This window comes from Caulobacter sp. FG121 (assembly GCF_057809815.1).
In genome coordinates this window covers 1-12,579 of record NZ_JBMDKR010000012.1, presented here as the reverse complement: position 1 = coordinate 12,579, position 12,579 = coordinate 1, and the positions used below count along the sequence as shown (strand labels likewise).

At 68.4% G+C, this 12,579-nt stretch carries 13 protein-coding genes; 8 read left to right on the top strand and 5 right to left on the bottom strand.

Annotated features, from left to right (window positions below):
- Positions 1 to 276 precede the first annotated feature (276 nt).
- From ACODSL_RS19620 to ACODSL_RS19610, 3 genes are all read left to right on the top strand, one after another.
- Complete coding sequence (locus ACODSL_RS19620; RefSeq protein WP_488902427.1) at positions 277 to 753, top strand: PaaI family thioesterase; 477 nt, start codon at positions 277 to 279, stop codon at positions 751 to 753.
- Positions 750 to 1,175 (top strand): PaaI family thioesterase, encoded by a 426-nt coding sequence (locus tag ACODSL_RS19615; protein ID WP_488902426.1) that lies wholly within the window; start codon positions 750 to 752, stop codon positions 1,173 to 1,175. Before ACODSL_RS19620 ends, ACODSL_RS19615 begins: the two co-directional genes overlap by 4 nt.
- Positions 1,176 to 1,585: 410 nt before the next feature.
- A complete protein-coding gene (locus ACODSL_RS19610; RefSeq protein ID WP_488902425.1) occupies positions 1,586 to 2,263 on the top strand; it encodes an HAD family hydrolase in 678 nt (225 codons plus the stop codon).
- Here the strand turns inward: ACODSL_RS19610 and ACODSL_RS19605 are convergent.
- Positions 2,256 to 2,918: a GNAT family N-acetyltransferase gene (locus ACODSL_RS19605; protein WP_488902424.1), complete on the bottom strand. Its 663-nt coding sequence runs from the start codon at positions 2,916 to 2,918 to the stop codon at positions 2,256 to 2,258. The two genes, ACODSL_RS19610 and ACODSL_RS19605, sit on opposite strands and share 8 nt — an antisense overlap.
- Before the next feature lie 107 nt (positions 2,919 to 3,025).
- Here ACODSL_RS19605 and ACODSL_RS19600 point away from each other — a divergent pair, with 107 nt between their 5' ends.
- Positions 3,026 to 4,297: a dicarboxylate/amino acid:cation symporter gene (locus ACODSL_RS19600; protein ID WP_488902423.1), complete on the top strand. Its 1,272-nt coding sequence runs from the start codon at positions 3,026 to 3,028 to the stop codon at positions 4,295 to 4,297.
- Here the strand turns inward: ACODSL_RS19600 and ACODSL_RS19595 are convergent.
- Together ACODSL_RS19595 and ACODSL_RS19590 are read right to left on the bottom strand one after the other, a co-directional pair.
- The gene (locus ACODSL_RS19595; protein WP_488902422.1) at positions 4,294 to 6,609 is read right to left on the bottom strand and encodes a putative bifunctional diguanylate cyclase/phosphodiesterase; all 2,316 of its coding nucleotides are present in this window, start codon (positions 6,607 to 6,609) and stop codon (positions 4,294 to 4,296) included. The two genes, ACODSL_RS19600 and ACODSL_RS19595, sit on opposite strands and share 4 nt — an antisense overlap.
- 2 nt (positions 6,610 to 6,611) lie before the next feature.
- Positions 6,612 to 7,250: a cupredoxin domain-containing protein gene (locus tag ACODSL_RS19590; RefSeq protein WP_488902421.1), complete on the bottom strand. Its 639-nt coding sequence runs from the start codon at positions 7,248 to 7,250 to the stop codon at positions 6,612 to 6,614.
- A 186-nt stretch (positions 7,251 to 7,436) separates the two neighbouring features.
- Here ACODSL_RS19590 and ACODSL_RS19585 point away from each other — a divergent pair, with 186 nt between their 5' ends.
- Positions 7,437 to 8,306, top strand: coding sequence for a DUF3034 family protein (locus ACODSL_RS19585; RefSeq protein ID WP_488902420.1), 870 nt, complete (start codon positions 7,437 to 7,439; stop codon positions 8,304 to 8,306).
- Complete coding sequence (locus tag ACODSL_RS19580; RefSeq protein ID WP_488902419.1) at positions 8,306 to 8,818, top strand: group I truncated hemoglobin; 513 nt, start codon at positions 8,306 to 8,308, stop codon at positions 8,816 to 8,818. Before ACODSL_RS19585 ends, ACODSL_RS19580 begins: the two co-directional genes overlap by 1 nt.
- Before the next feature lie 8 nt (positions 8,819 to 8,826).
- Here ACODSL_RS19580 and ACODSL_RS19575 read toward each other — a convergent pair whose 3' ends face one another.
- Positions 8,827 to 9,210 (bottom strand): MAPEG family protein, encoded by a 384-nt coding sequence (locus ACODSL_RS19575; RefSeq protein ID WP_488902418.1) that lies wholly within the window; start codon positions 9,208 to 9,210, stop codon positions 8,827 to 8,829.
- Between the two features lie 161 nt (positions 9,211 to 9,371).
- Here ACODSL_RS19575 and ACODSL_RS19570 point away from each other — a divergent pair, with 161 nt between their 5' ends.
- Entirely contained in the window at positions 9,372 to 11,057 is a 1,686-nt protein-coding gene (locus ACODSL_RS19570; RefSeq protein ID WP_488902417.1) for a lysine--tRNA ligase, read from the top strand.
- 99 nt (positions 11,058 to 11,156) lie between these two features.
- On the top strand, positions 11,157 to 11,741 hold the full coding sequence (locus tag ACODSL_RS19565) for an SH3 domain-containing protein (RefSeq protein ID WP_488902416.1): 585 nt from the start codon (positions 11,157 to 11,159) through the stop codon (positions 11,739 to 11,741).
- A gap of 57 nt (positions 11,742 to 11,798) precedes the next feature.
- On the opposite strand, the gene ACODSL_RS19560 is transcribed toward ACODSL_RS19565, so the two are convergent.
- Positions 11,799 to 12,440, bottom strand: a complete 642-nt coding sequence (locus tag ACODSL_RS19560) for a S24 family peptidase (protein WP_488902415.1) — start codon at positions 12,438 to 12,440, stop codon at positions 11,799 to 11,801.
- Positions 12,441 to 12,579: the final 139 nt, after the last annotated feature.

Genomic DNA, 12,579 nt, shown 5'->3' with positions numbered 1-12,579 from the left:
GAAACTGCCTGTCAATCAGACGCGCCGAACGTGTCGGCTACGCCACCCCAACTCGCCGGTAACCCTATTCCCCTGAAGCCGCACGACAACAGAACGTCGTTACCCGGAATGTGGAATCGGCGGTGTTGCGCAAGGCGCGGTGCAACGCCGCCACAGGTGGCTTTTCCCGGGATCGACATCGGATTTGCACCGTTCCCGGACTTTCCGGAGTCTGGTGGAGCCGACCCTGCCCCGGAGCATCTGGATAAGGGGCGTCGCGGCGTCTAAACCGGATCCATGAGTGATCACCTCGACGCCATGCGCACCTTCGTCAACGCCATGAACCAGGGCAGCCCGCACGCGATCGCCCTGAAGATGGAGACCGTCTCGCTCGACGCCGACGGCGCGACCCTGCGGGTGCCCTATGATGAGAAGCTGATTGGCGACCCCGACACCGGCGTGATCGCCGGCGGCGTCGTGACGGCCCTGCTGGACCACGCCTGCGGCCAGGCGGTGCATACGGGCCTGACCGAGTTCAAGACCATCGCCACGCTCGACCTGCGGATCGATTACATGCGCCCCGCCGAGCCCGGGAAGGACATCTTCGCCAGGGCCCACTGCTACAAGGTGACCCGCTCGGTCGCCTTCGTCCGGGCGGTGGCCTATGACGTCGATCCCGCCGACCCGGTCGCGGCGGCCCAGGCGGCCTTCATGCTGGATTCCAGCGGCGGCCGCGGCTTCGGCGCCAACCTCAAGAGCGGGAAGGCCAAATGAGCGATCCCGCTGAATCCGTCGACGCCATGCTGGCGCGCATCCCGTACGCCCGCTTTCTTGGTCTGCGCATCGAGCTGGCCGGCGACGAGATGACCGCCATCCTGCCGTTCGGCCAGCACCTGATCGGCAACCCGACCCTGCCTGCGATCCATGGCGGCGTGCTGGGCGCCTTCATGGAAATGACGGCGCTTGCCCAGCTGCTGGTCAAGGAAGGCCAGGCCCGCCAGCCGCGTGTCATTGACGTCTCGATCGAATACCTCCGCTCGGGCCGGCCTTTGACGACCTACGCCCGGGCCGAGATCAAGAAGGTCGGCCGGCGCATCGCCAACGTCCACGTCGAGGCCTGGCAGGACCAGCGCGCCGCCCCGATCGCGGCCCTGCGCGGGCACTTCCTGGTGACACCGACGGAATCCAAGTCCTGAGGGGGATTTGAGATCATTACGGCGGCGTAATTATCTTACAGGGCCGTCACAAGCTTAAATCGAAGTCATGACGCACACTTAACGGGTGTTGCCACGAACACTTGCCTATACCCCTGAACACCGGACGCGGACTTCCGCGGCCAACCAGACCCAAGGGGATAAAGACATGACCAAAGCCACGCACAACTTCAGCAACGTCGCCAGCCTCGCGCTCGCCGCCCTGCCGCTGTTCCTCATCATCGCCGCCGTCAACGTCAGCGTCGTCAGCCTGTGATCGCCGCCGCGCCGTTCCGCCGGGCCTGACTCCTCCCCTGTAACCGGCCCGGCGGAACACAGCGGATCACAGACCGCAACCAGAGTTGACTGACAAAGGCCTTCCGATCCGGGAGGCCCTTTTGTTATGCGCAGGCATGCAATCGCCCGGCGCCGTGATCTTCGACTGTGACGGAGTCCTGATCGACTCCGAGATCCTAAGCCTCGAGATCGAAATCGATCTTCTGGCCGACTGCGGGCTGGTCTACGCACCGGCCGACTATCTGCATCGCTTCATGGGTCTGAACGACGCGGCCTATCACGCGGCGCTCGATGCCGACTGCCGTGAGCGCACCGGCCGGCCGCTGCCGGAGGATGCTCTGCGCCATGCCCGGGCCCCGCGCTGGGCCGCTTCCGCAGGCCGCCTGACCGAAGTCGAGGGCTGCGCCGCCGCGGTGTCGAGGCTGACCCTGCCAAAGGCCGTGGCCAGTTCATCGGGCGCGGCCCACCTCCGGGAAAACCTCAGGCTGACCGGACTGCTCCCTGCCTTCGACCCCCATGTCTACTCCGCCGACCTTGTGGCCCGCGCCAAGCCGTTTCCCGACATCTTCCTTCATGCCGCCTCGGCGCTCGGCGTCGCGCCGGAGCGGTGCCTTGCGATCGAGGACAGCGTCAACGGCGTGACCTCGGCGCGGGCGGCGGGAATGACCGTCTGGGGCTTTTCCGGTGGCGGCCATATGGACGACGCCTCCGCCGACCGACTCGCCGCGGCGGGCGCGCAGCGTGTCCTGGGTCACTGGGAGGAGGTGGCCGCGCTGTTCGCCGCCTTCAACTGATCTCGCCGAGCGCCTGCTTCTGGCGGCCAGCTTCATCAAAGTTCTCCGGCGCCAGCCAGGCCCTGAACCGCGCCGCGATCGCCGGCCATTCGCTGTCGAGGATGGCGTAGACCCGGGTGTCCCAGTTGCGGCCCTTCAGCCAGTAGGTCTGGCGCAGCGTGCCTTCGTAAGTGAAGCCATAGCGCGAGGCGGCCCGCATCGAGGCGGGATTGTCCGGACCACAGCGCCATTCGAGCCGGCGATAGCCGTTCGCGCCCAGCACATAGTCGGCGAGGCGGTAGACCGCCTCTGTGCCGGCGATCGTGCGGCTCAGGGAAGGTCCGTAGACCAGGCCGATCTCGGTCGTCCCCATGTCCGGCTTGACCTGCAGCAGGAAGAACAGCCCGGCGGCCTCGCGCGCCCCGTCGGTCTTGTCGATGATCGCGAAGGCCCGTTGCTCCGGTCGGTCGACCCGGTCGGCCAGCCAGTCGAAGAAGGCGCCCTGGTCGCTGAAGGGACCCGACGGGATACCGGGCCACAGGTCCTCCTTCGATCCGATGGCGCGCCACAGGTCGAGGCCGTGTTTCAGCAGGTCGGCTTTTTCGAGGTCGATGGTCCGGCCGGTGACGAGCGCGTCGAGCAGGGCCGGGCGGGGCAGGACGGGCGGTGTTTGCATGGGACGAGACTAGGGCTGACGTGGCCCGGACCGCAATCCGGTCGCGCGCTCTTCCAAACCCCGATCCCTGATCTAGGATCAGGCAGGGCCGCTGTCGGAGAATCGCGATGTTCAGATCCCTGGCCGGGCGCGTCCTGATCGCACTGGTGCTTGGCCTCGTCGCTGGAGCCGCCTGCAACGCGCTTGGAAACGCGACCCTGACCGGCGCCGCCGGCGCCGTGGAAGCGATCGGTGGGCTGTGGCTCAACCTGTTGCGCATGACCATCGTGCCGTTGGTGTTCTGCCTGCTGGTCACCGGCATCGCGTCGGTCGCGGACGCGGCGGCGACAGGCCGGCTCGCGGCCCGGGCCATCGCGCTGTTCTCCATCCTGCTGGTGATCGCCGCTGTCTACAGCACCTTCGCCACCCAGGGACTGCTGGCGTTGTGGCCGGTCGACCCGGCCGGGGCGGCGGCCCTGCGGGCGGGCGCCGGCGGCGCTGATCTCGCCAAGGTGGTCGCCCCGGGACTGGCCGACTGGCTCAAGTCCATCGCGCCTTCCAACCCGATCAAGGCCGCCGCCGAGGACGCCATCCTGCCGCTGGTGGTGTTCGGCGTGTTCTTCGGCTTCGCGGCTACTCGCCTGCCGGTCGACCGCAAGGTCGCCCTGATCACCGTCTTCAGCGCTGTGGCGGAGACGATGATCATCATCGTGCGCTGGGTGTTGTGGGCCGCGCCGCTCGGCGTCTTCGCCCTGTCGCTCGGGGTAGGGCTGCGCGCCGGACTCGGGGCCGCCGGGGCTTTGGCGCAGTACGTCGCGGTCGTCTCCCTGGTCACAGCCGGCATCGCCATCGTCCCCTACATCGCCGTGGCCTTCAGCCGGTCGGTGTCGCTGGGCGCCTTCGCCCGGGCCGTGGCGCCGGTGCAGGTGCTGGCCTTCAGCACCCAGTCCTCGCTCGCCTGTCTGCCGGCGATGCTGGAGCGGGCGCAGGACGACCTGCGCATTCCCCCGCGGGTCAGCGGCCTGGTCCTGCCGCTGGCGGTGGCGGTGTTCCGCCTGACCAGCCCGGTGGCCAATCTGGCGGTCTGCTACTTCGTGGCCCACATCTATGGCATCCATCCGGGCCTTCCGCAGATGCTGGCGGCGATCGCCGTGTCGTTCGCCATCAGCGTCGGCTCGGTGGGACTGCCGGGCCAGATCTCGTTCTTCGCCAGCGTGGCGCCGATCTGCCTGGCGCTGGGCGTGCCGATCGACCTGCTGCCGATCCTGCTGGCGGTCGAGGTCGTGCCGGACATCTTCCGGACCATCGGCAACGTCACCGGCGACCTCGGCGCTGCGGCCGTGCTGCATCGCCCTGGCGACGAGATGGAGGTCGTGGATCCGGGCTCCGCGCCGGCCTAGGCCCGGCGGCGGCTCCGGCTCCGGGCCGGCGGGGCCTGTTCGGCCAGGAAGGCCTGAAGCTGGCCGAGCGGCATCGGGCGGGCGATGAAATAGCCCTGGGCCAGGTCGCAGCCCATGGCCGACAGGATCGCCAGGGCTTCCGCGGTCTCCACGCCTTCGGCGACGATCTTCAGACCCAGGCTGTGGGCGAGGTCTATGGTCGACTTGACCAGCAGGGCGTCGCGGGCGCTGGCGCCGAGGCTCAGCACGAAGGCCTTGTCGATCTTCAGCTCGTCGGCGTGAATCTGTTTGAGATAGGCCAGCGACGACAGGCCGGAGCCGTAGTCGTCGATCGACACCGAAAGGCCGGCCGCGCGGTAGCGGTCGATGATCTGCAGCGCCAGGGTCGGGTTACCGATGACCGCCGTCTCGGTGATTTCCAGGCAAAGACGACAGTCAGCGCCCGAGACCATGTCGATGATCTCGTCGGCGAATTCAGGATCCGCCACGAGACGGCCTGAGAGGTTCACCGAGATCACCAGGTCGCGGCCGGCGGCCCGCAACGCGGCCTGGTCAAGGATCGCCCGCTTCAGCGTCCAGCGGGTCATGGCCCGGATGTGACCCGTCTCCTCGGCCAGTTCCACGAACAGGTCCGGTCGGACGAAGCCGCGTTCGGGATGGGTCCAGCGGATCAGGGCTTCCGCGGCGGTGACGGCGCCGGCCCGGATATCGTGCTTGGGCTGGTAGTGCAGGCTGATCGAGCCGTCCTCGAGCGCATCGAGCATCTCGCTCATCAGCGACAGTTTCGAAGCGGGGTCGCCGTAGGCGGCAGCGTCGAACACCGCGCTCCGCCGCTGGCCGGCCCGGGCCTGGTCGAGCGCCGAGCTGGCGCGCTCGACCGGCGGGGCGGGGTGCGTGTCCACCACCGGGGCGAGACCACCCGTGAGGCCGATATCGATGGTCACGCCGCCGGCCTGGACCGGCTGCGCAAGGCTCTCCAGGAGGGCCCCGAAATCGCGGATCGCCGTGTCGCTGTCGGACGCCGAGAACAGCAACGCCAGCCGTTCGCTCGAAATCCGGGCGCAGATCGTGCCGGGTCTCAACGCCACGGCGCGCGCCCCCAGTTCGCGCAGAATGTCTCCGGCCAGCTGGTAGCCGACCGCGGCGCGGACCTGCGGGAAGCGGTCAACGGCCATCACGGCGACCCACAGGTCCGCGTCAGCAGTCCCCGCTAGCGCCTGTTCCAGCGCCAACCGGTTCGGCAGGTCGGTTTCCTGGTCGGTCAGCGCCATCCGCGTGATGCGGCCTTCGCGGTCCCGAATCCCCGCGGCCATGGCGTTGAAGCTCGCGGCCAGACGACCGATTTCATCGGCGGTCTGGATCTCGACGCTGGCGTCCTCGCCGTGCTGAAGGCGATGGGCTGCCGCGTCCAGGGCGGACACGGGCCTGGTGATCGACCGGGCCAGCAACCAGCTGCCGGCGGCCAGCACGGCCATACCGGCAAGGCCCGTCAGCGCCAGCACCAGCATAAGGCTGCGATAGGGGGCGAGCGCCAGCGCCAGCGGGTAGCGCAGCACCAGCACGGCCCGTTCCTTGCCGAAGGTCGCCAGCGGTTTGACCAGCGCGACGGCCTGGCCCGACGGCCCCCTGAAGACGTGCGGTCGTGTCGAGTGGGTGGTCAGGGCGCTGTCGACCAGCGCCGAAAGCGGAGCCCGGTCGCGGACGGCGGCCCCCGGCCCGCCCCAGCCGGCCTTGCCTTCATGGATCAACACGGCGGCGTTCAGCGGAATGGACGACAGCTTTTCCAGCGCGGTCAGTTCCGGCTGGTCCAGCCGCTCGGCGAAGATCACCCAGCCGGTCAGTTGCGGCGAAAGGACCGGAGCGGCGACCGCCTGATAGGGTTTTCCGGCGATCGTCAGAACGCCCGACGTCGCGCCGCCATCGAGGGCGTACCAGAGATCGCCGGCGGCCTCGTCCGTCAGGCCGCTCGCGCCGGTGACGGTTCCGTCGACCCCGACCAGAAGGGCCCGGTCGATCTTCAGTCGGCCCCGCAGATTCTCCAGCGCAGATTCGACGGTCGGCGCATCGTTGGTGGCGACCGCCGCGCGGAAGCCGAAATCGCGGGAAAGCACCGTGGCGCTGTCGTTGAGCTGGCTGGCCTTGAGGGCCCAGACCCGGTCAAACACCGCCCCGCCGGAGGCCAGTTGCCGCTCGACCTGCACGCGCGCGTTGGCGCTGACCGAGGCGTAGACGGCGATCGCGGTGACCAGCAGCGCCACGCCGAAGAGGCCGGCGTAGAGGACGGTCAGGCGGGAACGGAGGCTGGTGAACATGGCTAGTGGGTCATCCCCGCCATGCCGGGCATGGTCGGCATGCGCAGGTCGATGGCGACCGTTTCGGACACCACCCCGGCAGCGCCGAACACCGACTTGCGGACCACCTCGCCCTTTGGCGCGCGCAGGTAGGGGTGCCAGATCGTCACCGCGGCGCCGCCGGCGGGTATGCCGCGAAGGGTGGCGACGCCGTCCGCCCCGGTCCGGACCGCCCAGGGTGTGTCGACCACGCGGATGAAGCCGACCATCTGGTCGTGAATGTTGCAGCCGATGGCGGCCACGCCGACCGCTTTGAATACCACGCTGCGGCTCTCGTCCTTGCCGAACAGCTTCAGCTCGAACCTGTTGCCGGCGGAGAAGGAATAGACGTGGTGTCGGACCTTGTCCCGGTTGGGAAAGCCGACGGTCGCCCCGACGGGCACGACCAGAACGAACGGGGCGAACTGGATGTCCTGCTGCGCGACGGCGTAGGCCCATGGGAAGCGAATCGGGCCGGCGGGGACGCCTGACACCGGCCGCACCATGACGACGGCATTCGGCACGGGCCTTCCGGCGCTGTCGCGGATCGTCATCACCAGATCGCCGGCCAGGGCCGGGATCGGAGTTAGCAGGACCGAAAAGATGAGCAGAAGCAGTCGCATGGTCCCAAACTGACGGCTGCGCATGAAGCTTGGGTAAACCGTACCGGACCTCGAATCCCCAGGTTGGGGAGTGGTCTTTTTTCCTCGCTCAACCGGCAGTGTTTCCTGCCAATTTCCCGTTAACCCTTGTCGTTCACCGATCGATCACGACGCGGTCCGCGTCTCTTCACGCTTGGGGGGTGAGGCATGAAACCTGTTGTTGCGGCGACGCTCCTGGTGCTGGCGACCGCCGCGCCGGCCGCGGCCGAGGCGTTCGAGACCGGCGGCAAGCTGTTGCTGACCGGCGGCGTCAGCACGGTCGAGGGATCGGGCGGCGGCGGCCTGTCCACCTGGGCCACGACCACCGGCTATGGCGCCGAAGGGGAGATCGGCGGCAACGTCCACGGGACCCTGGTCACCCTCCCTGACTTCGAGCTGCGCACCTGGGGAGCGGCCGTCGGGCTCCATGACCGGGTCGAGCTGTCCTACGCCCACCAGACCTTTGACACCCAGGAGGCCGGCGTCGCGCTGGGTCTGGGCAAGGGTTACACCTTCAACCAGGACATCTGGGGCGTGAAGGTCGTGGTCGTCGGCGACGCCATCTACGACCAGGACCGCCTGTTGCCGCAGATCGCCGTTGGCGCCCAGTACAAGCGCAACGACCGCGGCGCGATCATCGCTGCCGTCGGGGGCGAGGACGACACGGGCACGGACTACTACGTCGCCGCGACCAAGCTGCTGCTCGACCGCAGCCTGCTGCTCAACGGCACGGTGCGGATGACGAAGGCCAACCAGACCGGCCTGCTCGGCTTCGGCGGCCCGAACGGCGGTGATTACAGCGCCCGGTTCGAGGGCTCGGTGGCATGGCTGGCCACCAAACGCCTGGCCCTGGGGGCGGAGTACCGCTCCAAGCCGTCGAATCTGGCCTTCGCGAAGGAGGACGACTGGGTCGACCTGTTCGCGGCCTGGGCCGTGAACAAGAACCTCTCCGTCACCGCCGCCTGGGTCGATCTGGGCGACATCGCCACCTTCCGCGACCAGCGCGGCCTCTACATCTCCCTGCAGGCGGGGTTCTGATGACCAGGACGTCACTTCTGTTCAGCGCGGCCGTGGTTGCGATCCTGTTCGCCGGCCGGCCGGCGCTGGCCCAGGACGCCTGGGCCATGCCGGGCGAGGAGCCGCGCGATCCCTACACCGTCGCCGACACCAACGCGGGCGCCCAACCCTTCGCCGACGACGCCATGTTCAAGGCGTTCCACGGCCAGGACGGGGTCAATCGCATCGTCTCGACCTTCCTGGACCATGCGTTCAGCGATCCGCGCACGGCGCCGATCTTCAAGCCGTTCGACCGGGTGCGGCTGCAGCGGGTGCTGTCCGAGCAGTTCTGCTACCTGCTCGGCGGCCCCTGTCGCTACACCGGACGGGACATGCTCTCGGCGCACCACGACATCGGAGTCGGCGGGTCGGAAATGAACGCCTCCGTCGAACACCTGCAGCTGGCGATGGACAAGGAGCGGATCCCGTTCGCCGTCCAGAACCGCTTCCTGGCCAAACTCGCGCCGATGAAGCGGGCCATCGTCACGCAGTAGCTGCGCGACTAGGTCAGCTGGCCGATGATCAGCTGAGCGCCGGCCGTGAGCAGGACGGCGAAGGTCAGCATCGCGCCCAGCGCCCGGCCGATCAGCACGCCGCTCCAGAGTCCGGCGGCATGCAGCACGCGCGCCGCGGCGAGGGCAGCGGCCAGACCGCAGACCATCGGCTGCGAGCCGCCGTTCATTTCCACCAGGCCGATGGCGATGATCGCCAGCGGCACATATTCGATGAAGTTGGCCTGGGCGCGGATTTTCCGGTTGAAGGCCTCATCACCACCGTCTCCGGCGCTCAGTTTGGTGGCGCGGCGGTGCAGAGCGACCGGCAGGCTGAGCAGCACCAGAAAGACCGCAGCGGCGCCCGCGAGCGCGGAAGTGATCGGCAGTTCCATGTCGTTGTCCTCCCCAGGTTCGACGAACGCGAGTCTGGACCGTTGCGGAAGAAAATGCACGCGCGATAAGCGGGCCTCGCGGGGCGAGCATTTCCGAGGCGGCGCGGGACTTTTTTCCCCGTTCCTTGACCCCGCCCGCTCAATCCCTACAACCCGGGACCATGTTTGAAGGCCTTTCCCATACCGCCCGCGACGCCAAGGCGTGGCCGTTCGAGCAGGCGCGCAACCTGCTGGCCCGCGTGCTTCGCGTGCGACTCGACGATGGTGAGCGCGATCTCGCCGCGACCCTGATCGCCAACGGCAAGGCCGACGAGGCGTTCAAGACGTTCGAGGCGCTGCAGCGGCCGGTGGTGCTGGAGACCGGCTACGGTCCGTCCGGCCTGCCGCACATGGGCACCTTCGGCGAGGTGGCCCGCACCACCATGGTGCGGATGGCTTTCCGCGCCCTGACCGACGACGCCCTGCCCACCCGCCTGATCAGCTTCAGCGACGATATGGACGGGCTGCGCAAGGTTCCGCCGAACGTGCCGAACGGCGAGCTGCTGGCGCTCGACCTCGACAAGCCCCTGACCGTCGTCCGCGACCCGTTCGGCGAGCACGAGAGCTTCGGCCATCACAACAACGCCCGCCTGCGCGCCTTCCTCGACAGCTTCGGCTTCGAGTACGAGTTCGTGTCCTCGACCGACTGCTATCGCGGCGGCCGGTTCGACCAGACCCTGCTGACGGCGCTGGCGCGGTTCGACGCGATCCAGAAGGTCATGCTGCCCTCGCTGGGTGAGGAGCGGCGGGCGACCTATTCGCCCTTCCTGCCGATCAGCCCGAAGACCGGCAAGGTGCTTCAGGCGCCCACGCTCGAACGTCATGTCGACCGCGGCACGATCGTGTTCCGCGACGAGGACGGCGAGCTGACCGAGGTCCCGGTCACCGGCGGCGGCGTGAAAATGCAGTGGCGACCCGACTGGGCCATGCGCTGGACGGCGCTGGGCGTCGACTACGAAATGAGCGGCAAGGACCTCGTCGACAGCGTCCGGCTCTCAAACCAGGTCTGCAAGGTGCTGGGCGGCGTGCCGCCCGAAGGGTTCAACTACGAACTCTTCATGGACGAGCACAACCACAAGATCTCCAAGACCAAGGGCAACGGCCTGACCATGGAGGAGTGGCTGCGCTACGGCGCGCCCGAGAGCCTCGCCTACTACATGTTCCAGTCGCCCAAGTCGGCGAAGAAGCTCTATTTCGACGTCATCCCCAAGGCGACGGACGAGTACCTTCAGCAGTTGGACGCCTTCAACCGCAAGCGGGAAGAGGGTGGCAACGCGCCCGATCTCAACAACCCGGCCTGGCACGTCCACATGGGCAAGCCGCCGGAAACGGGATCGCCGGTGTCGTTCTCGCTGATGCTGAACCTGGTCTCGGCCGGCAACGCCTCGGACCGCGACGTGCTGTGGGGCTTCCTGACCCGCTACATCCCGGGGGCGACGCCGCAGAGCGAGCCGCTGCTCGACCGGCTCGTCAGCTATGCGATGAACTACTACGAAGACTTCGTCGCCCCGACGAAGGCCTTCCGCGCGGCCACCGACCAGGAGCGCGCGGCGATGGAGGACCTGCTGGCCCGCTTCCGCGCCCTGCCGGCCGGCTGCATGGACGCCGAGCAGATCCAGTTCGAGGTCTACGAGGCCGGCAAGGCGCACGGGTTCGACCCGCTCCGCCTGTGGTTCCAGGGGCTGTACGAGGTGCTGCTGGGTCAGACGCAGGGCCCGCGCTTCGGCTCGTTCGCGGCCATCTTCGGTCTCGACAAGACCATCCAGCTGATCGAGGACGGCCTCGCCGGCAAGCTTCTCGCCGCCTGAACGGAACATAACAGCCCGGCCCCGATCCTGTTCAGGCTGGCCGGGGCATTCTCCTCCTCACAGACGGGCGACGCCCGCTGAGTTTCGAGGAGACCTGCTATGACCAACACCCTGAACGCCAGGATCACCACGGCCGCCCTGGCCCTGTCCGTCGCCGCCGCCCTGGGCGCCGCGCCGGTGGCCGCCAACGCCGCGCCCAATGGCGTGACCAACTGCGCCGCCAGCGGCCAGAAGCAGGAAAAGGGCGCCATCATCGGCGCGCTCGTCGGCGGCCTGATCGGGTCGAAGGTTTCCAGCAATGAGCGCGGTCTCGGCACGGCCGTCGGCGTCGGTGTCGGCGCGGCCGCTGGCTCCTACATCGGCTGCAACGCCCAGGTGAAGGAAGCCTACGCCCAGGGGACTTACCAGTCGGGCGGCCGCACCCTCGCCGGCTACGTCCAGCCCGCCCGTTTCGAGCGCGCCGGCGGCCAGTTCGCCGCCAGCACCCGGGTGAACCTGCGGGCCGCCCCGACCACCAGGGCGCGTTCCGTCGGCATGCTGCAGCCGGGCGAGCGCTTCCAGGCCCTGGCTACGACCAACGGCGGTCGCTGGGTCCTGGTCGGGCGCAATGGTGTCGGCGTCGGCTATGTCGCCAGCGCCTACGTCCTGCCCACAGGCTATCAGCGCACGGCCTACGGCTACTAGGTCCGGGCTGTTCCCGGACGATCGGGGCCGGTTCCTTCGGGGGCCGGCCCTTCGTCGTTACTGGCTGGCCCAGAGGATGCGGGCAATCCAGGCGACGTCTTTCCGCTCCAGCGTCCGGCCCGGATAGTCGGGATTGAGGGATTTCAGCTCGATCGACCGGGCCGAAATCCGCGCCACTTCCTTGGCCAGCACCTCGCCGGCCGTCGTCTTGACCACCACCCGGTCGCCCCGGCGGGGTTCCGCGCCGGCCGGGTCGACCACGATGCGGTCGCCTTCCCGGTAGACCGGCGCCATCGAGTCGCCGCTGATTTCCAGCGCGTAGACGCCGTCGCGGGCGAGCCCGGGAAAATCGATCTCGTCCCACCCCTGTCCGACAGGGAAGCCTGCGTCGTCGAAGAAGCCGTCATCGCCCGCCTGGGCGAAGCCGAGCAGCGGCACGCCGCGCGCCGCCGCCGCGCCGCCGCCTTCGGCCAGGGCGGCGAACTCGGCGAACGAGACGCCGGTCGCCTCCAGCACCTTGGACAGGCTTTCCGTCGAAGGCCAGCGGGGCCGGGCCTCGGCGTCGTTCGACACGCGCTTGGAGCGGTTGAAACTCGTCGGATCCAGTCCCGCCAGTCTGGCCAGGGCCGATGCGGTCATGTCGAACCGCGCGGCCAGCAGGTCGATGGCGTGCCAGATCTGGGTGTGGGACGGGCGCATGATGCGAGGAAAATAATCCGGCGATTTAGGAAAGTAAACCTAGTCTCGATGTGGTCTGGGCGGGAACCACGCTCCGATCGCCAGTGAAGCGCGACAAGAGCTTCTGGAGTCTCGGACAAGAGCTTTTAGAGCACTCCAC